The organism is Bradyrhizobium sp. AZCC 1721, assembly GCF_036924715.1.
In the GTDB taxonomy this organism is placed as follows: Bacteria; Pseudomonadota; Alphaproteobacteria; order Rhizobiales; family Xanthobacteraceae; genus Bradyrhizobium.
The window spans coordinates 4426695-4447166 of record NZ_JAZHSB010000001.1; the positions used below are offsets into that span (position 1 = coordinate 4426695).

The following is a 20472-nucleotide window of genomic DNA, read 5'->3' on the forward strand; positions in this document are numbered from 1 at the left end:
GTCGGGCCAGTGCTCGCGCGTTACGTCATCGATCCCGGCATGAAGCAGCGAATGCTCAATCCCTGATAGCCGCGGATCGGCCAGACCATGGCTCGCCCTACCCGGTTCGGCTCGGTGATGACGGCATCTTCAGGCACGTCGTGCCACTCGCCGTCGATGCGAACGCGGTAGTGCCCGCCTTTTGATTCCCAATCCACGTCGCTGACGGCGCTGCCGTCTGCGTCGGAACAACACGGTCCCTTTCCGCTCCTTAGACTGTCGAACCACTGCTTCAGCGGTGAGTTGGCATAACGGCCGTCAGGATCGCGGGCTTCGCCCGGAGCCGAGGCCAGCGGCAACATCAGCAACACGCTGCCGATGATCAGCGGCTCTCTCCAGCGGCCCACACGATGGCGGGCCGTAGTTTCACGGGAGTTTTTCTCTGTGCGTCGGCGCGCAACGTGGCCGCCGGAATTGATCCAGTTGGTCACCTGTTTCTCTGCTCCTGCACCCACCGGCCGGTGCCGGAGAGCACTATGCATTTCACGGGCCAACTTGATTCGGTTCACCGCCCGTCACCCTCACGTCACGCCGGGACGGTACGCTCCGTGTTTGCTTCCTGTACGGGAATCGGCAGGCAACCTGACGCGTTGACGCTATGGGCCACGCTTTGGCATAAATGATAACCAGCTTCCGTGGGCGCGGACGCCGGCATCTGGGACGCCATGAAGAACGGGCTCTATTCGATCCACGTCACCCTGCTGGATGGGCGCACCGGCAAGGGCAGCGGCGTTATTCTGTTCCGGGACGGCCAGATTCTCGGCGGCGACGCCTATCTGTTTTATACCGGCAGCTACACCGTGAAGGGCGACACCTTCAAGGGCGAGGTCCTGGTTCAGCGTCACACCACCCCGCGCGACAACGATAATCCGCTGTTCGGCGGCCCCGCCCCGGTCGGCATCGGCGTATCCGGAACCTTCACCGACACCCGCGGCAGCATGAATGGAACCGCGCTCGTCGGCAAAGCGAGCCAAATCTTCGGCGCCACATTGCACAAATTGGCTGATATCAACTAGCGGCCGGGCGCGCCCCTATTCCGCCGCCTGCTCCAGCGGCGCCGTGCGCGGCAGGATCATTTGAATGCGCGTGCCGCCGCCCGGCTCGGAATCAAGGTCGAGCCGGCCGCCGAGGCGGGTCGTCACGATGCTGTAGACGATGTGCAGGCCGAGCCCGGTGCCGCCCTGATCGCGCCGCGTGGTGAAGAACGGATCGAAGGCGCGGCGGCGGACATCGAGGCTCATGCCGATGCCGTTGTCTGAAAAGATGATCTCGACATTGTCCTTGCCGGACTCCCGCACCTGGATATCGACCGTGCCCGGCTTGCCGTCCGGGAAGGCATGCGCCACCGAATTGAGGAACAGGTTGGTAAGCACCTGTCCGTACGGCCCGGGATAGCTGTTCATCATCAGGTTGGGCTGGCACTCGACATTGAGCGTCAGATTGTGCTTGCGCAGGCCCGGCCGCAACGACATCACCACCTGCTCGGTGAGATCGCCGAGGTCGAAGGTGCGCTGGTCCGAGTAATTGCGATCAGCGGCGACCTGCTTGAACGACTGGATCAGCTCGGCGGCGCGGTTGAGATTGGCGACGAGCTGCGAAGACGCCGAGCGGCTTGTATCGAGAAAATCGTTCAGGCTGGAGCGGCGCAACTCGCCGCGGGCGACCTCCGCTGCAAAGTTCGACGTCTTTCGCTCCAACGCGGACGCCACCGTCAGGCTGATGCCGACGGGATTGTTGACCTCGTGGGCTACGCCGGCCACCAGCCGTCCCAACGCGGCGAGCTTTTCCGCCTCGATCAGCGAATTCTGCGTCTCGCGCAGGTTCCGTAGCGCTCCCTCCGCCGCATCCTTGGCCTTGCGCATCTCGGATTCGACGCGCTTGCGCTCCCCGATGTCGAGCGCAACCGTCACGATGTTCTCGATCTCGCCGGCCGCATCCAGGATCGGCAGCTTGTTGACCAGCCATTGCCGCATATGGCCGGACGCGTCCTTGTATTCTTCCTCGTAGAAGCCGAGTTCCTTGCCAACCGCCAGCACCCGCTTGTCGGGCTCGTCGGTCTTTTCCGCGCCGTAGCGCGACATCAACTCGGCGGTGGTGCGGCCGATCGCATACCCCGGCTCGACCCCGAAAATGCCGGCCATATAGCGGTTCATCAGGACGTAGCGGAGCTGCTTATCCTTGACGTTGATGACCGCAGGCACGGTGTCGATCACCATTTGCAGCAGGCGGCGGCCTTCGGCGATCGCATCCTCGGCCCGCTTCTGGTCGGTGATGTCGCGCACCGTTCCTTCGTAGCGGACGACAATGCCGGCCTCGTTGTGCACGGCGCTCGCGCTGTCGGACAGCCACAGCACCGAGCCGTTGCGCGTGCGAACCTGGTACTCGTATTCGCGCACCATGCCGTCGCGCTGCATGAGCCGCTCGTATTCCGCCCGCGCCTCGGGGTGGACGTAAACGGTATCCGCGATGTCGCCGATGCCGTTGATCAGACCCTGCGGCGTGGCATAGCCCATCATCCGCGCCAGCGCCGGGTTGGCGTTCAGCAGCGCGCCGCCGGGCGTCGTGACGTAAATTCCGTCGACCGAGGACTCGAACAGCTTACGGTAACTTTCCTCCGCAAGCCGCTGTTCGGCGAGCGCACGCACCGCCGCCTCGCGTGCGGTGTCGGCATCGACCAGCGTTTGCCGGAATACTTCGGCCGCGCGGGCGATGTCGCCGATCTCGTTGTCCACGTCAGTCGCCGGGATCGAGGCGTTCTTCTCGCCGCCGGCTACCGCGCGGATCGAGCCTGCGATCGCGGCAAGCGGACGCACGGTGCGCCGGACCACCAGCAGCGACGCAAACAGTCCGATCAGGACGCCGGCAGTGCCGAGAACGATGCTCTGCCATTTCGCCTCCGTCAGGGTCCTCGCAAATTCACGCGAGAGGACGCGCCCCCGCCGCTCGCTGACGTCGCGCAACAATTCGGTGACGCGCTGGATCAGGCGGCCCTCCGCACCGAGCACTTCCCTGTCTATGTCGGATATCTGCCGTTCGCGGATCGATATGTTGACAATCGCCAGCGCATAATCGTCGACGATCGCGCGCAGCTTTGAGTCCGCGATCGTCATCGAGCGCATGCTTTCCGCAGCCTGTTCGGCTGCCGAAGGGTTATGCGCAAGCAACGCCGAAGCGATCCGGCTCTGGGTCTGAGCCAGGGCCATCGCAAGCTTGGGATCGGATGCCTCGGCGATCGCCGTATCGAATTGCTCGCGCAAGGGCGGCAACGCGACGATCATCTCGGCGCGGCGGTTGATCAGCGCGGAAATCCGCTCGATGCCGGTGCGGTAGGTTGCCAGGCGCTCGGTGACGCCGTCAATCATGTCCTGCTGCTCCGGCGCGAGCTCAAGCCGCGTCTTCTTCAGGATCTCGCCGAGCGCGTTGGCGGCTTCGCCAACCTGAAGCGACTGGTTGCCGCGATCGGTGACGAAATCCCGCGCCGCCAGCCGCAATTCGTTCATGCGGCGATCGATATCCTCGGCCAGATCGCCGACGCTCTGCAGCCGCTGCAACTCGGCAAAGGTCGAATCGATGTGGCGGATGGCAATGACGCTGGCGGTCGAGGTGATGATGATCACCGCCAGCACCAGCATGAAACTGCCGAATGTCAGTTGGCCGATCGAAAGCGAGAACGATCGCGGCGGCGAATTCGGCGGCGTTTCAGCGGTCATGTGGGTCGGGGCCGGGCTCCAATCGGGCGCAATATACGATGTATTTCGGGCCGTAGGGAACATGCCGGAATCGGCCGGATTAGCCATCCGGACCCAAAAGAGGCGGGCCAGCCAAGGCGAATGGCTGTTAACCTTTCCCGATGGGGATGGCCGGCAGGACCGCCCGTGGATACCGAGGCGATTTGGGACCGTCAGCCGACCGAGCCGACCTCGAACACCTCGCCGTCATAGCCGGCCTCGGGGGGAATGCGGAGCTGCCGGCCGCCATTGTTCCGGGTCATCACGGGTGTCACGGTGACGACCGATTTGCCTCTGGAGTCGTCGAGCGCAGCCTTCACGCTGGCCTGCTTGCCGAGCTTGATCAGGTTGCGGGTGGTCGGGAACGGCAGCTTGAAGCGCCCGCTCTCACCGCCCTCCAGCGCCTCGCGCGGCGATACCCAGATCGAGTCGATGGATTCCCGGCCGTCATGGGCGCCGACCTGTTCCGGTGGCGCGGCGGCAAGGAAGAACCAGGTGTCGAAGCGCTTCGGCATGCCCTCCGGTGTGATCCAGTGCGCGTAAGGAACGAGTTTGTCGAGCGCCAGCACCATGCCGTTGTCGGACAGCACGTTAAGGAACGTGATCTTGCTGTCGCAGAGGTCGGCGCGATTGATAGCCTCGATCTCGCTGGCGCGTTTGGCATCGACCAACGCCGTCGCCCCCTTCGGCCGCGCCAGCAGGATGCCGCTTTCCTCAAACGTTTCGCGGATCGCGGCGATGCGGAAACTCAGCGTGGCTTCGTCGAGCCCCTCGCCTCCCGAATAGAGTTCGGGCCGCGCGATGATCTCCTTGTCACCCTTGTCGACACTGCCGCCGGGAAACACCAGCGCGCCGGAATTGAAATCGATCTCATAATGGCGAACCATCATGAAGACCTCGATTTCCTTGGCGTCTGCGCTGTCGCGCAGCAGCAGGATCGTGGATGCAGGACGCGGGGCGACGGCTTCGGCCATATGACTAGCCCGCCGCGCTGGACTGCGGTTGCAGATTGGCGCGGCGGTCGACGCGCGCCACCCGCGACAACAGATAATCGACTTCGGCCTTTGCCGTCGCCGTAATCGTCGCGCCGGGCTTGCGCTGCGCGCTGGAAGAGATGATGCCACGCTTCTGCAGCACGTATTTGCGCACCGACAGGCCCGCGCCTGGCTGCTGCTCGTAGCGGATCAGCGGCAGGTGCGCATCGAACAGATCGTGAGCGGCGTCGCGCTTGCCGGCTTTCGACAGCTTCACGACGTCGATCAACAGTTCCGGAAAAGCGTAGCCGGTCATGGCGCCGTCGGCGCCGCGCTCCATTTCGAAGTCGAGGAACAGACCGCCGTTGCCGACCAGGATCGACAGCGGCCGCAGCGAGCCGTCCTTCTGGAAATTACGCAGCGTCGTGATCTTCTCCAGGCCCGGCCAGTCCTCGTGCTTGAGCATCACGCAGGACGGCGAATCCATCACGATTTTGCGGATCACGGCGGACGTGAAGATGACGTTGAGCGTCAGCGGATAGTCCTGCAGCACCCAGGGGATCTCGTCGCCGATCGCTTCCTGCGCCTGCTTGAAATAGCCCGTGATCTGATCATCGGTGCGCAAATGCGGCGGCGGCGCGATCATCACGCCGGCAGCGCCAGCATCCATCGACGCTTTCGCCAGCGAGCGCATCGAGGCAAAACCGGGCGCCGAGACGCCGACGATGATCTGCATGTTTTTGGCGCGCTTGACGAAGCGGATCGCTACCTGCTCGGCCTCAGCAGCATCGAGCTTCGGTGCCTCGCCCAAGATGCCGAGCACGGTGACGCCGTCGCAGCTGACTTCGGCGTAGAAGTCGGTCAGGCGATCGATCGATTTCTCGTCGATGCGGCCGTCGTCGTGGAACGGCGTCGGCGCGATTGCGAACGTGCCTGCGGCCTGGGCGGTGAGCTTCATGATTACCTTCTTTGGCAGGGGCTGGACGGAATATTTCTGATCATGGATAGCACCACCGACCTGCCCCTCAAAGCGCCAGATTAAGCCTCGGAATGAGCCTGCCCGGGATCGAGCCCGATGGAACAAGCCCGTCATCGATCGCCCCCATGCAGCGGTAAAATTCGGCCGCATCGGGGTCGGCTTCGATGATGAGTGCGGTGGCGCCAGCCGCGCGGGCGATGGTTTTGGCCCAATCGAGCAGCTTTCGACCTGTTCCGGTCCGCAGCATGGTCGGCTCGATGAACAGCTTTTCGAGCTGCGCCGTATCGCCACTGCATTTCACTTCGGCAAGCCCTACGAGGCGGCCGTCGAGCTCGGCGACCTGCACCTGGGACGCCAGGATGCTCGTCGGCGTCAGCGTAAGCTCCTTGCGGCAGGCCGCCATGAAGGCGTCGTCATACCCCCAGACCGCCTTTGAGCGCAGGCACAGCTCGGTGAGAGCTGCACCTTCCTCCGGACGCGCGGGCCGCAACGCTAGCATGGCACCTCCATCACACCGAAATCAGAACCGTCGCGCGCCCATCTTGATCTGCTCTTCGGAGAAAAAGATCTCCTTGGCGTGGGTCACGATGTCCTCGGCCTTCCAGCCCGTGAACGGCGGCTTCCAGCCTTCCATTTCCATCATCCGCATCTCCCGCACCCCGCGCGGGCCGGAGACGCCGAGCACCTTGCCGGTCTGGTCGCCCGACAAATCGCTGACCATGTATAGCACGGCCGGCGCGATGCCGTCCGGGCCGAGCGCGGCGCCAGGGTTCTCTCTATAGCGCGGCAGATCTGCGGTCATGCGGGTCAACGCGCCCGGCGCCAGGGTCCAGAACCGGATGTTGTACTTGCGGCCCTCGATCGCCAGCACGTTTGACAGTCCCCAGATACCGCCCTTGGCGGCGCCATAGTTGGTCTGGCCGAAATTGCCGATCAGGCCCGAGGTTGAGGAGGTATTGACGATGACGCCGCCGCCATTCTCGCGCATCCATTTGAACACCGGCTGGGTGCAGCAGAAGGTGCCTTTGAGGTGCACCCTGATCACCTTGTCCCAATTGGCCTCCTTGGCCTTGGCGAAGGTTTCGTCGAGCAGGATGCCGGCATTGTTCACCAGGATATCGGCGCGGCCGAAATTCTTGATGGCGTCGTCGAACACCGATTGCCCGCCGGCCATGGTCGAGATGTCGGCGCCATTAGCGACGGCGCGGCCGCCCTCTTCCTTGATGGCGTTGACGACCTTCTGCGCCATGGAGACGTCGGCGCCGGAGCCGTCGCGGGGACCGCCGAGGTCGTTGACCACGACGGCCGCCCCCTCGCGCGCGAACAGTTTGGCATAGGCCTCACCGAGCCCGCCGCCTGCACCGGTGATGATGGCAACTTTGCCGTCGAGCAATCCCATGGTGTTTCTCCCGCCTTGTTTTCCGTTCTCGTGTCCCGGACGCGATGCAGCGTGAAAGGCTGCGTCGCAGAGCCGGGACCCATCGTGGCTCCGTCATGGGCCCCGGCTCAGCAGCGCATCACTACGTGCTGCGCTGCGTCCGGGGAACGAGATCTAACCCAGCACCGTCTTGCCGCTCTTGATCACCGTGACGCCGCGCGACTTCACCTTGGCTTCGAACGAGACGATGTTGCCGTCCTTCCACATCTCCATCGTTACGGTCTCGCCGGGATAGACCGGCGAGGAAAAGCGGGCAACGTGCTGCTTGAAGGCCGATGGATCGTAATCGGCGTAGGTCTGCAGCACGCCGCGGCAGGTGATGCCGTAGGTGCACATGCCGTGCAGGATCGGCCGCGGAAAGCCAGCCTTCTTCGCAAACTCGGGATCTGAGTGCAGCGGATTGCGGTCGCCGCAGAGCCGGTAGACCAGCGCCTGGTCCGGGCGCGTCGTGATATCGACGATCTTGTCGGGCGCGCGGTTCGGAACCTTGTGCGGCTCGGGCTGGCCTTCGGATGGGCCGCCAAAACCGCCGTCGCCGCGGGCGAAACGCGAAGCGACGAGCGTGGCCAGCTTGTCGCCGTTCTCGTCCTTCAACACGGTCTGGTGCCGGATGACGGCGCCCTTGTCCTTGCCCTTGTCGAAGACGTCGAGCACGGTCGAGTCGGCCGTGATCTTGGCCGCGCTCGGCAGCGGCTTGTGGAAGGTGATGTCGCGCTCGCCGTCGACCACCATGACACGGTTGAGGTTCATTTCGCCGGGGCTTGAGCCCCAGGCCGCCACCGAGGCGAAGGTCGGCACGACCTTCAGGGGACGCGGAGTTAAAGTGCCCTCGTTGACGAAGGCGAGTTCGCTCTCGTCCATCGGATCGGCGCCCATGCCGATGCCATAAGCGTAGAGCATCACCTCGCGATCGGTATAGGCGTATTTCTGGCCGAGATTTTTCAGGGCCATGAGCTGTTCGTAGTTGATCGGCATTTCGTTTCTTCTCCCCGAACCTCTTTTGCCGGCGCCCGTTACAGCGCCCTCTCCCCTTGCGGGAGAGGGCTACACCGGCGTCGAACACAAACTCGCTTGGGAGAGAGGTTGCCTCGGCAAATACATCTCTCTCGTGGAGAGACACCCCTCTTCCGGCAGCTTCGCTGCCATCTTCCCCCGCAAGGGGGGAAGGTACTTTCTAGGGCTAGGCCGCGGTGAAGAACGGCAGTGGAGCGCCGTCGGTTGGCTTCCACACCAGCTTCACCTTCTGGCCGATCTTCAGGCTCGTTAGATCGCAGTCGACGATGTTGGTCTGCAGCGACGGTCCTTCCTTCAGCGTCACATAAGCGATCGCATATGGACCAGTCGGCGACTTCCGCATCAGGCTGTAGGTGTAGACCGTCGCCTCGCCGGAAGCTTCCTCCCACACCGTCTTGTCCGAAAAACAGAACGGGCAGATCGAGCGTGGGAAGTAGTGCGCCTCGCCGCAAGCCGTGCAGCGCTTGATCATGAACTTGCCGGCCTTGGCGGCTTCCCAGAACGGGGCAGTTTCGGGATTGGTCACCGGCGCCGGATATTTCTTTGCTTCAGCCATCACACGCGCTCCAGAATGCAGGTTGAGGCGGCGTGACGCACGCCGAGAAGACCGCCGGTGCCATGGGCGATCGCGAGGTCGCAATTCTTGACCTGCACCTTCGGGTGCGCTTCGCCGCGCAATTGGCGGACGGCCTCGAGGATTTTCGTCATGCCGCCGCGGTTGACCGGGTGATTGCTGCAGAGGCCGCCGCCGTCGGTGTTGAACGGCAGCTTGCCAACGCCCGAAATGAGATTGCCGTCGGCGACGAACTTGCCGCCCTCGCCTTTCTTGCAGAAGCCGAGGTCTTCGAGCTGCATCAGCACCGTGATGGTGAAGCTGTCGTAGATCGAGGCGTACTTGATATCCTTTGGCGTCACGCCCGCTTCCTCGAAGGCGCGCGGGCCGGACCAGACGCCGGCGGAATACGTAAGATCGAGATCCTTGCCGCCGCGCGGACCCTTCATCGCCTCGCCATGGCCGATCAGCCGCACAAGCGGCTTCTTCAGGCTCTTGGCGATCTCCGGCGTGGTCACGATCATCGCGCCGCCGCCATCGGTGACGACGCAGCAGTCCATGCGGTGCAGCGGGTCCGAAATCAGCGGCGAGTTGATGACGTCCTCGACGGTGACGACTTCCTTCAGCATGGCGTGCGGGTTGTACTGGGCGTGATGAGATGCCGCGACCTTGATCCAGGCGAGCTGCTCACTGGTGGTGCCGTAGTCGTGCATGTGGCGCATGGCACACATGCCATAGGCATTGTGGGTGGTGGCGCCATAGGCCGCCTCGAAATCAGCCTCCGCGCCCGCTGCGCGCGGCGGCATCGGGCCGGTGCGCGGCTTGCCCGCGAGCGTGACCAGCGCGATCGAGCATTTGCCCGCGGCAATCGCTTCAGCCGCATGGCCGAGATGGATCAAATAGGAACAGCCGCCGGTCTCGGTGGAATCGACGTGGCGCACCTTCAATCCGAGGTAATCGACCATCGGCCAGGCGCCGCCGGGAGCGTCACCGGCACAGAAATAGCCATCGATATCGGCTTTGGTGAGCCCGGCATCCTCGATCGCGCCCTTGGCGACCTCGGCGTGCAACTGTGCCGTTGATTTATCGGGTGCGTGCCGGGTGGGATGCTCGTAGATCCCGGCAATGTAGGCTTTGCCTTTGATGGTCAAATCGTTCTCCGTTGGCGTTTCTTCTTTCCGAAAGTTTTTCTGGCCTGTCGCCGCCCCCTTGGCAAGCGCGGAAATATTCCGCCGGGCGAGAGCGTAGCGACTAGACTCAAGTCGGGATGATTATCGGCGAAAATCTTATCAGGCCGGAACGCGCGCCCGCCGTTCGGCTCCACGTTTCACAGCGCCGCGTTCTCGCGGCGCGGCGCCCTCATTGATGAGAGGGTGCAGGGAATGCCGGGTGACGGCAGCGGGCTTGTGGATGGTTTTGGATGGGTGCCGCACGGCGGCGCCCGCTGGTTTGCCGACGGGCCAATCAGCAAGCGTCAGCCGGTATTCCTGACCGCATCGACCAGCATCGCGTAGAGCTGGCGCTTGGTGAATTCCTTGGGCTGCGTTGCCGCCGGCTTGCGCTGGGACACGACCTTGTCGGCCGGGCGGGCACAGGCCGACTGCGCTACCTTTCGCTTCGGCACCGACACGATCCTGGGGTTCGCGGTTGGCGGCTTGCGACCGCGCTTCTGGCCCATGCGCTGCAACTTGGCGCTCACGGCATTACGGCTCAGGCCTAGCCGACTTGCGATCTGACCGGCGCTGTGGCCATCGGCCCAGAGCTTTTTGAGCAGTGCTACGTCTTTCGCATCCCAACCCATGGAGATGATTATACATCGACTGCGAGCGACAGGCTAGTCGTTGCTCACGTTGCTTGAGCGAGGAAATGGTCTCGTCGGTAATGCCGCGTCGTTGAGGACCGATACCCCTACTCGGCTTTCCACTTCACTGCCATCTGCCGCGCGGAGACGACCCACTCCTTGATTGCCCAGCAGGCAATCAGTTGTAGCGATCGCGCACGCCGGACCAATTACCGGCGGTCAAATCAGGCTGAGCCTCTCGAAAATCCGCCGACGATCCCGCTGTCCACGGAAACTCTCCGCCTCGATCCGGGAATACCAGTTGGAGACATTCGAAGCTGTCATTTCCATAAAACCATCTGCACCATCCGAGGTGAGATTGATACTGCGCGCGCGACACTGGCAGAAGCACGGCCGCGGCATTGTCGAAGATCTGACCGGTTGGCTCACCAACCGGAGAACGTCGCCCGGCTTCGAGTTCGCGATAGATGTGCCAGAACGTATCCTGGGCGTTCTCTTTCGACATCGAGAACAACAACACCTCTGGAAACCTGAACTTCAGCCAGAAGCCGGTTGTGTAGGAGAAACCAGGCCCTTTATCGTCTGGCATGACGTGCATGCCAAACCAGCCATGTTCGCGAATCCGCCGAACGAAGTTCTGCTCGTGTTGGTCAAGCCGTTCAGGGTCGGCATCAAGGGCAGTGAACATGCATGCACATCGGGTGTGATAGGCGTACGGTGGGTTACGCTTCGCTAACCCACCGTACGCAGCCACATCTACATACCTCATCCTGAGGAGACTGCGAAGCGGTCGTCTCGAAGGATTGCCGCAGGTGGGATCGGGGCCGCATGGTTCGAGACGCTCGAAGACGCGCTCCTCACCATGAGGGTTTAGGCTTTGCAAGGCGGGCACGGCGCTTTGCGCCTTTGCCCACCCCACCCGGCTCTCGTGCCCCGGACGCAGCGCAGCGCGCTAGCGGTGCGCTGCTGAGCCGGGGCCTATGCGGTGAGATGGGTCCCGGCTCTGCGGCGCAACGCACCGGACGATGCTTCGCATCGCCGGGAGCGTTGCGCCGCGTCCGGGACACGGGGCTTACTCCGCCGCCAACTGCCGCGGCGCGGGGGGCGGGCTGGCGAGGTCGGCGGTTAGCTGCGCGTGGCGGGCTTTGGCGTCCGCGACCGCCTTCTCCTTGATCGGGCCATAACCGCGGATGCGGTCGGGCAAGGACAACAACTCGACGGCGGTGTCGTGCGTGATCGGCGACAACAGGCCGAGCACGGTTTCGACATCCCTCTCGTAAGCCACGATCAGGTCGCGCTCGAGCTTGCGGTCGGCACTGTAGCCGAAAATGTCGAGCGGCGTGCCGCGGAGGAAGCGAAGCCTCGCGAGCGTCCGGAACACGGGCATCATCCACGCGCCGAAGGCGCGCTTCTTCGGCCGCCCCAGCGCATCGAGGCCACCGCCGAGGATCGGCGGCGCCAGATTGAAATTGAACTTGAACTCGCCTTCGAACTGGTCGCGGAGCTGCTTTTCGAAGCGGCCATCGGTGAACAGCCGCGCGACTTCGTACTCGTCCTTGTAGGCGAGCAGCTTGGCGTAGTTGATCGCGACCGCCCGCGGCAAGGCCTCGCCATAGCCGCCGTCGATTGCCGCATCACGGACTCGCTTCACGAGAGCCCGATAACGCTCGGCGAGCGCGGTATTTTGGTAGTCGGCGAGGTGCGCGCTGCGATGGACGATGATCTCGTCCAGCGTCATCACCTCCAGCGTCTTCGCCACCACTGGCTCGTCCTGGCCCTTCATCATGGCGTCGAGCCGCGCCGGATCGGCCGCGGCGAGACGGCCGAGCTGGAAGGCCTGCGTGTTCATCTTGATCGAAACGCCGTTGACCTCGATCGCCTGCAGTATAGCCTTTGCCGACAGCGGCAGCAGGCCCTTCTGATAGGCATAGCCCAGCATCATGATGTTGGTGGCAATGGAGTCGCCGAGCAGCGCTTCGGCAGGCTTGGTGAAATCGTAGAAACACGAATCCTTGCGCAGCTCGGTCTCCAGCACGTGGTTGACCTTGCGGCTCTGGAAATTGAAATCGCGGTTGAGGATGAAGTCGGCAGTCGGGATCACGTGGGTATTGATGACGCCAACGGTACGGCTAGCTTCACAAAGCGTGATGGTATCCTTGGCAGCGGCGACCACCTCGTCGGCGGCCATCACGAGATCGGCGGTACCGGTGACGATCCGCGAACAGGTGACGTCGGCGGTGTGTTCGGAAAGCCGGACGTGGCTCAGCACCGCGCCGCCCTTCTGCGCCAGGCCGGACATGTCGAGGATCATGCTGGCCTTGCCCTCGATATGGGCGGCCATGCCGAGCAGCGCACCGATGGTCAAGACGCCGGTGCCGCCGACGCCGCCGACCGCGATGTTGTAGGGCCGTTCCAACGACGGGAGTGAGGCCGGCTCCGGCAAATCGTCGATATCACCAAGGCTGGCCGGCGCGCGGCGGCGCGGCTTGCCGCCGTCGATGGTGACGAAGGACGGGCAAAAGCCCTTCAGACAAGAGTAATCCTTGTTGCAGGTCGACTGGTTGATGGTGCGCTTGCGGCCCATCTCGGTTTCCAGCGGCTCGACCGAGATGCAGTTCGACTGCACCGAGCAATCGCCGCAGCCTTCGCACACGGCCGGATTGATCATGACGCGGCGCGCCGGGTCTTCCATCAGGCCGCGCTTGCGGCGGCGACGCTTTTCGGCGGCGCAGGTCTGCACGAACACGATCGCCGAAGTTCCCTTCAGCATGCGACAGATCTTCATGACATCCTGAAGCTCGTCGCGATGCGCGGTCTTGACGCCGGGTGCTATCTCGGACGCCGGATAGGCGTCGGGATTTTCCGAGACGAGGTAGATGTTGCGGATGCCCTCTGAATGGAGCTGGAAGGTGATCTGCTGCGGCGACAACTCGCCGTCGACGTGCTGGCCGCCGGTCATCGCGGTCGCGTCGTTATAGAGGATCTTGTAGGTGATATTGGCGCCCGAGGCGATCGCCTGGCGGATCGCAAGGCTGCCCGAATGGAAGTAGGTGCCGTCGCCGAGATTGGCGAACACGTGCTCTTCCTTGGTGAAGGGTGCGACGCCGACCCACGGCACGCCCTCGCCTCCCATATGGGTATAGGTCTCGGTGTTGCGGTCCATCCACAGCGCCATGAAGTGACAGCCGATGCCGGCGAAGGCGCGGCTGCCTTCCGGCACCTTGGTCGAGGTGTTGTGCGGGCAGCCCGAGCAGAAATACGGCGTGCGGGTGACCGGCGCGACGGCCTGCATCTGGGTCGCCTGTCGGCCATTGAACCAGTCGGCCTTGGCGCGCAGCATCGCGGCGATTTCGGGGTTGAGATTAAGTCGAAGCAGGCGTTCGGTCAGCGAGCTCGCAAGAGACGCAACGCTGAGCTCAGCGGCGAAGGTGAGAAACCGCTTGTCGTGGTCGTCCATCTTGCCGACGATGCGCGGACGGACGTCGTCGCGCCAGTTGAACAGCTCCTGCTTGACCTGGTTCTCGACGATCTCGCGGCGCTCCTCGACGATGAAGATTTCCTCGAGGCCGATGGCGAAATTGCGCACGCCTTCCGGCTCCAGCGGCCAGGGCATGCCGATCTTGTAAAGCCGCAAGCCGATCTTGGCGGCGACCTCCTCGGTGATCCCGAGCTCGCGCAGCGCCTGACGGATGTCCTCGTAGCTCTTGCCGGATGCCATGATGCCATAGCGGGCATTCGGCGAATCCATGGTGATGCGGTTGATCTTGTTGGCGCGCGCAAACGCGATCGCGGCATAGCCCTTGTAGTCCTGCAGGCGCAGGTCCTGCGCATAGCGGTCGTCGGGCCAGCGCAGGTTGAGGCCGCCCGGCGGCATCTCGAAATCGGTCGGGATCGCGAACGGCGTCATCTCGTCGGTGAGGTCGATCTCGGCGGTGGTTTCCACCGTCTCGGTGATCACCTTCATGCCGACCCAGCAGCCGGAGTAGCGCGACATCGCGATACCCAACAGACCCATCTCGATCATTTCATGGATGCTGGAGGGATAGAGGTACGGCATCAGCGCGGAGATGAAGGCGTGGTCGGACTGATGCGGGACGGTAGAGGATTTGGCGCCGTGATCGTCGCCGGCGAGACACAGCACGCCGCCATGTTTAGCCGAGCCGGCCGTGTTGCCGTGGCGGAACACGTCGCCGCAGCGGTCGACGCCGGGGCCTTTACCGTACCAGATGCCGACCACGCCGTCGTACGTGGCGCCGGGCGAGAGATTGAGCTGCTGCGAGCCCCAGATCGCGGTGGCCGCGAGATCCTCGTTCACGCCGGGCTGGAACTTGATGTTGTACTGTTCGAGATGTTTGCGGGCTGCGAAGAGCTGCTGGTCGTAACCGCCCAAGGGGGAGCCGCGGTAACCGGAGATGAAGCCCGCGGTGTTGAGCCCTGCGGCGCGGTCGCGGCGAATTTGCGCCATCGGCAGGCGGACCAGCGCCTGGATGCCGGTCAGGAAGATGTGGCCGGACCCTTGCGTGTACTTCTGATCGAGACTGATCGGACCCTGGTTAATTCCCATTGCAGCCCTCTTTGGCGGTAAGCCTTGATCGTGACGACGCTTTTTTAGCTAAGCATCTGAACTCGTTAGAACCAGTCTATGTCGGTTTTTCCGGGCCGCGCACCACAAATCTCGGCAAGAAAGCCGCGCCCTCAAACTTCGCAATATCGTGCCGGGAAAATCGACGCGGCATTTCGGTTTGTGTCGTCCGGAAGCCTCGGCGCGAAACGGCATGGCGCCCCCGCTGTGCGCACTTTCGCGCCACAACGCTCCAGAAGGTCAATCGGTGCAGGGACGACCATGCGGGCGATTCTCGCGGCGCTGCTTTTGTGCACTGCGTTAGTGGCCGGCGAAGGTCATGAACGCCGGCGAACTGATGTCGGAGGTCGTGATCAACTCGACCTCGCAGATGAGCGATGCGGATGTCAGGGCAATCGCGGTTTACCTGCCCGGCAACGCCAATCTGCAATCGGCCGATCCCTCCTTCGAGGGAATCACCGGGTTCCAACATTACGGGGTTGCAACATTGGCTCGGAACATCCGCGCACGCCAGCCATTGTCTCCACGCTTACTTGGGATGCCTAACGGAGGAACCCATTCATGGCACACCAACCCGATCCGAACGATCCTTACCGCGCCGGCCTGAGCGATGAAGAAGTCCGCCGTCAGGCCCGCTTCAACAGTCTCGACAATGAGCTGCAGCCCGATCCCGCGCTGTCCGAAGGTCCGCCGAGTGGCGCCAAGGTTGCGATGTTCGCCGTTGCCATCGCGCTCGTACTCGGCGCGCTGTTCTATGGCCTGAACAACACCACCGTGCAGCAGGCCGGTACCTCGTCGACCAACACCGCGCAGCAGACGCAGCCGGCCAACCCGTCGGCGCCTCCGGGCATGCGTGACGTAACGCCGCGCACTAACACCGATCCTGGCACGACCACGGGCGCCGCGACCAATCGCCCGACGCCGCGATCGCAGGAACCGACCGGCACCGAGGTCGATCGCTCCAAGCAGTAGCGGTTGATCAATCCCAAACGACGTACAGCGGGCAAAATGGCCCGCTGTTTTTTTGCGTTGTCCAGGCTCAGAACCGATTGATCAAAGCCAGAGGATAACGATCGCGCGATGCACACTGGCCAACCCTGGCCTCGCCCCTCGCGGGCGAGGTCTATCGGCTCTTGAAACGTGCCTCGCCCTCGCTCCATTACGGAGACAAACGTGGCGCAGAATATCTACGACAATCCCGATTTCTTCGCCGGCTACAGCCGATTACCTCGCCAGGTGCAGGGGCTGGACGGCGCGCCGGAATGGCCGGCTGTCCGGGCTATGCTGCCCGCGCTAACCGGCAAGCGCGTGGCCGATCTGGGTTGCGGCTTCGGCTGGGCCTCGCGCTGGATGCGCGCGCAAGGCGCGGTCTCGGTGCTGGGCCTCGATCTGTCGCAGAACATGATCGCACGCGCCAAGGTCGATACCTCGGACCCGGACATTGAATATCTGCTCGCCGATCTTGAGACATTGGAGTTGCCCGAAGCGGCTTTCGACCTCATCCACAGCGCCCTGACCTTCCACTATGTCGAGGATTTCCGGCGCCTCGCGCGCATGATCCACAAGGCGCTGGTCGGCGGCGGAGATCTGGTCTTCACGATAGAGCATCCGATCTTCATGGCTGCGGCGCATCCGCATTGGATCGCCGATGAAGACGGCCGCAAGACCTGGCCGGTCAACGGCTACTCGGTCGAGGGCGAGCGCCGCGCGGACTGGTTCGCCAAGGGCGTGCTGAAGTATCACCGGACCCTCGGCACGACGCTCAACACGCTGATTGATACGGGCTTCGAGTTGCGCCGGGTCGAGGAATTCGCCCCGACGCACGAACAGATCGAGCGCTTGCCCGAACTGGCCGAAGAGCTGGAGCGGCCGATGATGCTCCTGGTCTCAGCGCGAAAGACAGAAACGCGTTGAGAGTCGAGCCGCCCGCGCCGCATGACACGGGCGGCTCGCGATTGACCACCGCCTTAAAGATCGATGGCCGCTATCCGGGAGAAGCAGCAGTCATCTGACGCCTTCGGCCATTGGGACCTAGCTGAACATCTTGTTGATCTCGCCGCCGGGATAGCCGTTGGCGAATTCGCCGAAGGTGCCCTTCTCCGCCATCTCCTTTGACGCCTTCATGAAGCCGGCCCAGGCCATCCGCGCCAGCGAAGCGCCGACGCTGATGCGGCGCACGCCGAGATCGGAGGCCGCCTGCAGCGATGGGCCGGCCGCGCCGACCAGGAGATTGACCGGCTTTGGATGCACCGCTTTCACGACCGCCGAAATCTCTTCCGGCGTCGCGATGCCGGGCGCATAGAGGCAATCGGCGCCGGCTTCGGCATAGGCGGTGAGCCGGTCGATCACGAGCTTCAAATCCTTCTGCCCGCGCAGGAACGCCTCGCAGCGGCCGGTGAGCAGCACGCCGCTTTTGTCGGCATCGATCGCCTGGCGCGCCGCTTTGATGCGATCGACGGCGAGCGCGCGATCGAACAGCGGCTTTGCGTTGTCGCCGGTAAAATCCTCGATCGACAGGCCGGCCACGCCGGTCTTAACCGCGCGCGCGACATTGGCGCCGACCTTGTCCGGCTCGTGCGCAAAGCCGTCCTCGAAATCGGCGTTGACCGGAATATCGACCGCCGCGCAGATCGCTGTGAGATGGGCGCAGACGTCGTCGACGGTGACGTGGTTGTCGGCCTTGCCCAGCGTCCAGGCAAAGCCGGCGCTGGTGGACGCCAGTGCCTTGAAGCCGAGATGCTGCAACGCCTTCGCGCTGCCGACGTCAAACGGATTGGGGATGATGAAGCATCCGCTCTCGTGCAACTTCCTGAATGCGGCGCGTTTGTCAGCAGATGTCAGCATGGGTCGCTCCCCTCGGTTTGTTGGCGCCGCCTACATAGTAACGCTGCATCTTCTCCGCCAGACGTCTCACGCCACGACCTTGCGCAGAAACGTCCGCTCCTCCGCGAGGATGAACTTGTTCTCCTCGGCGAAATCAAAATTGGCCTTGCCTTCGCTGTCCGCGCGCAGCCGTGCGCGGTAGCTTTCGTAAGACGCAAGGCTGTCGAACGAGATCAGCGCGAATGCGATGTTGTTGGTGCCCTCGTGCGGCATCCAGTAGCCGATCAGGTCGCCGCCGCATTTCGGAATGATGGTGAGCCAGTTTTTGGAGTATTCTTCGAACAAGGCGCGCTTGAACGGGTCGAGTTGATAGCGGATGAAGACGGTGACGGTCATGATGCTCTCCAATGTTTCCCCGTCATTGCGAGCCACCCGGTCGGCGCAAAGCGCCGCCGGATGACAGGCTCCGCGAAGCAATCCATAGCTCCACAAGCGGAGGAATGGATTGCTTCCGCCTTCGCTAAAGCTACGGCGGACAAGTCGTCGCTGCGCTCCCTTGCGCAAACGCTTCGCGTTTGTCGCAGGCAATGACGTTCGAGGCGAGACTACCCGCTTGCCCTACCGCGATGCTTCGGCTATCATCGAACTATGAAAGCAGGTCCTGATATCGCCATGGTCGCCTCCCTGGTCGGCGATCCCGCCCGCGCCAACATGCTGACCGCGCTGATGGACGGCCGCGCGCTGACCGCGAGCGAGCTGGCGCACCAGGCCGGCATCACGCCGCAGACCGCCAGTTCGCATCTTTCCAAGCTCGAGACCGGCGGCCTGATCGAGCCGGAGAAGCAGGGCCGTCATCGCTATTACCGTCTCACCGGCCCCGATGTTGCGGGCGTGCTCGAAGGGCTGGCGGGCCTTGCCGAACGCGCCGGGCACACGCGCGTGCGCACCGGGCCGAAGGAGCCGGCGCTGCGCCGCGCCCGGATCTGCTACGATCATCTGGCCGGCGATCTCGGCGTGCAGATGCTCGACAGCATGCGAAAGCAAAAGCTGGTCCGGCAAACCAAACAGGCGATCGAACTCACCGGCGAGGGCAAGCGCTTCATCGCCGAGGCGCTGCAGATCGACGCAGATATGCTCGCCCATCCGCGGCGGCCCGTGTGCAAGGCCTGTCTCGACTGGAGCGAACGGCGGCACCATCTCGCCGGCACGCTGGGCGCTGCAGTAATGAACCGCTTCACCGAATTGAACTGGGCGGCGCGCGATCCCGCGCCCGGCAGCCGCGTCGTGAACTTCACGCGCACCGGCGAAAAGCGGTTCGCAGCGCTGTTTGGGAGCAGCGAAGCTCATTCGTGATGGCTCTTGCGCGCCTTCTCACCATGAGGGTTAATCAACTCGCGCTCTCGCCAAAACGTGAAATGCAAAGTCTTTACACCGCGCGACATCGGCACCAATACGCTCCTGTCTTGGGAACAGGAGTTCTGGGATGCGAGGGATGTGCGTCGGCGCGTTAGCAGCCGCATTGGCCGCGATGCCGTTGTTGTCTGCGGCCGCGGCGGAAACCGAACGACCGGCCACGCGCGAACCCTACGGCATTGCGCTCGAAGGTTTTGCCTATCCCTACCCGGTCCATCTGCTGCCGCTGGTCAACGACGGCGAGCCGGTGCGGATGGCCTATATGGACATAGCTCCCGCGCAGCCCAATGGACGCAGCGTGGTGCTGCTGCACGGCCGTAATTTTCCATCGAGCTACTGGGCGCCGGTCATCAAGACCTTGAGCGATGCCGGTTACCGCGTGGTGGTGCCGGACCAGATCGGCTTTGGAAAATCATCGAAGCCGCAAGGCGATTTGCATTTCGATACGCTGGCGCGCAACACGATCGCGCTGCTCGATCATCTGCAAATCGCCAAGGCCGACATCGTGGCGCATTCGCTTGGCAGCATGCTCGGGGTGCGGATCGCACGCGCCTACCCTGACCGGATCGCGCATCTGGTGCTGACCGCTCCGATCGGGCTGGAGGATTATCGGCTCTACGTCCCGCCGACGCCGACCGAAAAGATTTTGGAGAACGAAGATAAACTCACAGCGGACGGCTATCGCAAGCAGCTCGAGACCAATTACGCGCTAAAGCTGCCGCCCGAACAAATCACGCCGTTCATCGATGCGCGTTTCAACATCAAGGGCAGCGCCGAATATTCGCGCTGGCTGCGCGCGTTCGTCAGTTCCGCACAGATGATCTATCGCGAGCCTGTCGTGCGCGAGATCCCGCTGATCACGCAGCCGACGCTGTTCGTGATGGGCGCCGACGATCACAACGCGCCGGGAAGAGCCAGCGCACCGGAAGCGCTGCGCGCGAAAATGGGGCAGAACGCCGAGCTGGCCAAAGCGCTCGCCGCCAAGATGGCCCGCGGCAGAGCCGAGGTGATTCCGAACACCGGACACCTGGTCTTTCTGGAAGCGCCGGCGAAATACGGCGAGCTGGTGCTTGGATTTTTGGCCGCCCCATAGCATCAGGGAACATTCATGTTCCATTCAGGTCTCGT

20 protein-coding genes are annotated in these 20472 nt (G+C 63.4%); 6 read left to right on the top strand and 14 right to left on the bottom strand.

What is annotated here, in order from left to right; genetic code table 11:
* Positions 1-20 precede the first annotated feature (20 nt).
* The gene (locus tag V1273_RS21370) at positions 21-470 is read right to left on the bottom strand and encodes a hypothetical protein (RefSeq protein ID WP_334410777.1); all 450 of its coding nucleotides are present in this window, start codon (positions 468-470) and stop codon (positions 21-23) included.
* A 234-nt stretch (positions 471-704) separates the two neighbouring features.
* Here V1273_RS21370 and V1273_RS21375 point away from each other — a divergent pair, with 234 nt between their 5' ends.
* The gene (locus V1273_RS21375) at positions 705-1055 is read left to right on the top strand and encodes a GrlR family regulatory protein (protein WP_057843675.1); all 351 of its coding nucleotides are present in this window, start codon (positions 705-707) and stop codon (positions 1053-1055) included.
* A 15-nt stretch (positions 1056-1070) separates the two neighbouring features.
* Here V1273_RS21375 and V1273_RS21380 read toward each other — a convergent pair whose 3' ends face one another.
* From V1273_RS21380 to V1273_RS21430, 11 genes are all read right to left on the bottom strand, one after another.
* The gene (locus V1273_RS21380) at positions 1071-3749 is read right to left on the bottom strand and encodes a PAS domain S-box protein (RefSeq protein ID WP_334410778.1); all 2679 of its coding nucleotides are present in this window, start codon (positions 3747-3749) and stop codon (positions 1071-1073) included.
* 191 nt (positions 3750-3940) lie between these two features.
* Positions 3941-4741, bottom strand: a complete 801-nt coding sequence (locus V1273_RS21385; protein ID WP_334381885.1) for an NUDIX hydrolase — start codon at positions 4739-4741, stop codon at positions 3941-3943.
* A 4-nt stretch (positions 4742-4745) separates the two neighbouring features.
* Positions 4746-5699: a dihydrodipicolinate synthase family protein gene (locus tag V1273_RS21390; protein ID WP_334410779.1), complete on the bottom strand. Its 954-nt coding sequence runs from the start codon at positions 5697-5699 to the stop codon at positions 4746-4748.
* Between the two features lie 67 nt (positions 5700-5766).
* Complete coding sequence (locus V1273_RS21395; RefSeq protein WP_334363292.1) at positions 5767-6219, bottom strand: GNAT family N-acetyltransferase; 453 nt, start codon at positions 6217-6219, stop codon at positions 5767-5769.
* 21 nt (positions 6220-6240) lie between these two features.
* Positions 6241-7119 (bottom strand): SDR family oxidoreductase, encoded by an 879-nt coding sequence (locus V1273_RS21400; RefSeq protein ID WP_334410780.1) that lies wholly within the window; start codon positions 7117-7119, stop codon positions 6241-6243.
* Positions 7120-7272: 153 nt separating this feature from the next.
* The gene (locus tag V1273_RS21405) at positions 7273-8133 is read right to left on the bottom strand and encodes a MaoC/PaaZ C-terminal domain-containing protein (RefSeq protein ID WP_334363294.1); all 861 of its coding nucleotides are present in this window, start codon (positions 8131-8133) and stop codon (positions 7273-7275) included.
* Between the two features lie 205 nt (positions 8134-8338).
* Entirely contained in the window at positions 8339-8728 is a 390-nt protein-coding gene (locus V1273_RS21410; protein ID WP_334363295.1) for a Zn-ribbon domain-containing OB-fold protein, read from the bottom strand.
* A complete protein-coding gene (locus V1273_RS21415; RefSeq protein ID WP_334410781.1) occupies positions 8728-9876 on the bottom strand; it encodes a thiolase domain-containing protein in 1149 nt (382 codons plus the stop codon). The genes V1273_RS21410 and V1273_RS21415 overlap by 1 nt, the downstream gene beginning before the upstream one ends.
* Positions 9877-10199: 323 nt before the next feature.
* Positions 10200-10526: a GcrA family cell cycle regulator gene (locus V1273_RS21420; RefSeq protein ID WP_334363297.1), complete on the bottom strand. Its 327-nt coding sequence runs from the start codon at positions 10524-10526 to the stop codon at positions 10200-10202.
* Positions 10527-10704: 178 nt separating this feature from the next.
* On the bottom strand, positions 10705-11214 hold the full coding sequence (locus V1273_RS21425; RefSeq protein WP_334410782.1) for a DUF4262 domain-containing protein: 510 nt from the start codon (positions 11212-11214) through the stop codon (positions 10705-10707).
* 384 nt (positions 11215-11598) lie between these two features.
* Positions 11599-15090, bottom strand: coding sequence for an indolepyruvate ferredoxin oxidoreductase family protein (locus V1273_RS21430; RefSeq protein ID WP_334410783.1), 3492 nt, complete (start codon positions 15088-15090; stop codon positions 11599-11601).
* A 337-nt stretch (positions 15091-15427) separates the two neighbouring features.
* On the opposite strand from V1273_RS21430, the gene V1273_RS21435 reads away from it, so the two are divergent.
* The 3 genes from V1273_RS21435 to V1273_RS21445 all read left to right on the top strand — a co-directional run bounded on the left by V1273_RS21435 (position 15428) and on the right by V1273_RS21445 (position 17022).
* Positions 15428-15715, top strand: coding sequence for a hypothetical protein (locus tag V1273_RS21435; protein WP_334412322.1), 288 nt, complete (start codon positions 15428-15430; stop codon positions 15713-15715).
* Positions 15670-16080 carry a hypothetical protein gene (locus V1273_RS21440; RefSeq protein WP_334410784.1) on the top strand — a complete coding sequence of 137 codons (411 nt, stop codon included), beginning with the start codon at positions 15670-15672 and terminating at the stop codon, positions 16078-16080. The genes V1273_RS21435 and V1273_RS21440 overlap by 46 nt, the downstream gene beginning before the upstream one ends.
* Positions 16081-16281: 201 nt before the next feature.
* Positions 16282-17022, top strand: coding sequence for a class I SAM-dependent methyltransferase (locus V1273_RS21445; RefSeq protein WP_334410786.1), 741 nt, complete (start codon positions 16282-16284; stop codon positions 17020-17022).
* Positions 17023-17139: 117 nt separating this feature from the next.
* Here V1273_RS21445 and V1273_RS21450 read toward each other — a convergent pair whose 3' ends face one another.
* Both V1273_RS21450 and V1273_RS21455 read right to left on the bottom strand, forming a co-directional pair.
* Complete coding sequence (locus V1273_RS21450) at positions 17140-17952, bottom strand: isocitrate lyase/PEP mutase family protein (RefSeq protein ID WP_334410787.1); 813 nt, start codon at positions 17950-17952, stop codon at positions 17140-17142.
* A 66-nt stretch (positions 17953-18018) separates the two neighbouring features.
* Entirely contained in the window at positions 18019-18327 is a 309-nt protein-coding gene (locus V1273_RS21455) for an NIPSNAP family protein (protein ID WP_334363304.1), read from the bottom strand.
* Between the two features lie 252 nt (positions 18328-18579).
* Between V1273_RS21455 and V1273_RS21460 the strand changes: the two genes are divergently transcribed.
* Both V1273_RS21460 and V1273_RS21465 read left to right on the top strand, forming a co-directional pair.
* Positions 18580-19284, top strand: coding sequence for an ArsR/SmtB family transcription factor (locus V1273_RS21460; protein WP_334363305.1), 705 nt, complete (start codon positions 18580-18582; stop codon positions 19282-19284).
* Between the two features lie 130 nt (positions 19285-19414).
* Positions 19415-20437: an alpha/beta fold hydrolase gene (locus V1273_RS21465; protein ID WP_334410788.1), complete on the top strand. Its 1023-nt coding sequence runs from the start codon at positions 19415-19417 to the stop codon at positions 20435-20437.
* The last annotated feature ends 35 nt before the right edge of the window (positions 20438-20472 follow it).

What these genes read in the sequence shown, in the direction of transcription:
- V1273_RS21400 (WP_334410780.1), bottom strand. Translation starts at nt 7,119, where the DNA reads ATGGGATTGCTCGACGGCAAAGTTGCCATCATCACCGGTGCAGGCGGC.
- V1273_RS21455 (WP_334363304.1), bottom strand. Translation starts at nt 18,327, where the DNA reads ATGACCGTCACCGTCTTCATCCGCTATCAACTCGACCCGTTCAAGCGC.
- V1273_RS21425 (WP_334410782.1), bottom strand. Translation starts at nt 11,214, where the DNA reads ATGTTCACTGCCCTTGATGCCGACCCTGAACGGCTTGACCAACACGAG.
- V1273_RS21385 (WP_334381885.1), bottom strand. Translation starts at nt 4,741, where the DNA reads ATGGCCGAAGCCGTCGCCCCGCGTCCTGCATCCACGATCCTGCTGCTG.
- V1273_RS21450 (WP_334410787.1), bottom strand. Translation starts at nt 17,952, where the DNA reads ATGCTGACATCTGCTGACAAACGCGCCGCATTCAGGAAGTTGCACGAG.
- V1273_RS21435 (WP_334412322.1), top strand. Translation starts at nt 15,428, where the DNA reads ATGAACGCCGGCGAACTGATGTCGGAGGTCGTGATCAACTCGACCTCG.
- V1273_RS21465 (WP_334410788.1), top strand. Translation starts at nt 19,415, where the DNA reads ATGCGAGGGATGTGCGTCGGCGCGTTAGCAGCCGCATTGGCCGCGATG.
- V1273_RS21410 (WP_334363295.1), bottom strand. Translation starts at nt 8,728, where the DNA reads ATGGCTGAAGCAAAGAAATATCCGGCGCCGGTGACCAATCCCGAAACT.
- V1273_RS21375 (WP_057843675.1), top strand. Translation starts at nt 705, where the DNA reads ATGAAGAACGGGCTCTATTCGATCCACGTCACCCTGCTGGATGGGCGC.
- V1273_RS21420 (WP_334363297.1), bottom strand. Translation starts at nt 10,526, where the DNA reads ATGGGTTGGGATGCGAAAGACGTAGCACTGCTCAAAAAGCTCTGGGCC.
- V1273_RS21395 (WP_334363292.1), bottom strand. Translation starts at nt 6,219, where the DNA reads ATGCTAGCGTTGCGGCCCGCGCGTCCGGAGGAAGGTGCAGCTCTCACC.
- V1273_RS21460 (WP_334363305.1), top strand. Translation starts at nt 18,580, where the DNA reads ATGAAAGCAGGTCCTGATATCGCCATGGTCGCCTCCCTGGTCGGCGAT.
- V1273_RS21380 (WP_334410778.1), bottom strand. Translation starts at nt 3,749, where the DNA reads ATGACCGCTGAAACGCCGCCGAATTCGCCGCCGCGATCGTTCTCGCTT.
- V1273_RS21405 (WP_334363294.1), bottom strand. Translation starts at nt 8,133, where the DNA reads ATGCCGATCAACTACGAACAGCTCATGGCCCTGAAAAATCTCGGCCAG.
- V1273_RS21430 (WP_334410783.1), bottom strand. Translation starts at nt 15,090, where the DNA reads ATGGGAATTAACCAGGGTCCGATCAGTCTCGATCAGAAGTACACGCAA.
- V1273_RS21390 (WP_334410779.1), bottom strand. Translation starts at nt 5,699, where the DNA reads ATGAAGCTCACCGCCCAGGCCGCAGGCACGTTCGCAATCGCGCCGACG.
- V1273_RS21440 (WP_334410784.1), top strand. Translation starts at nt 15,670, where the DNA reads ATGGCACACCAACCCGATCCGAACGATCCTTACCGCGCCGGCCTGAGC.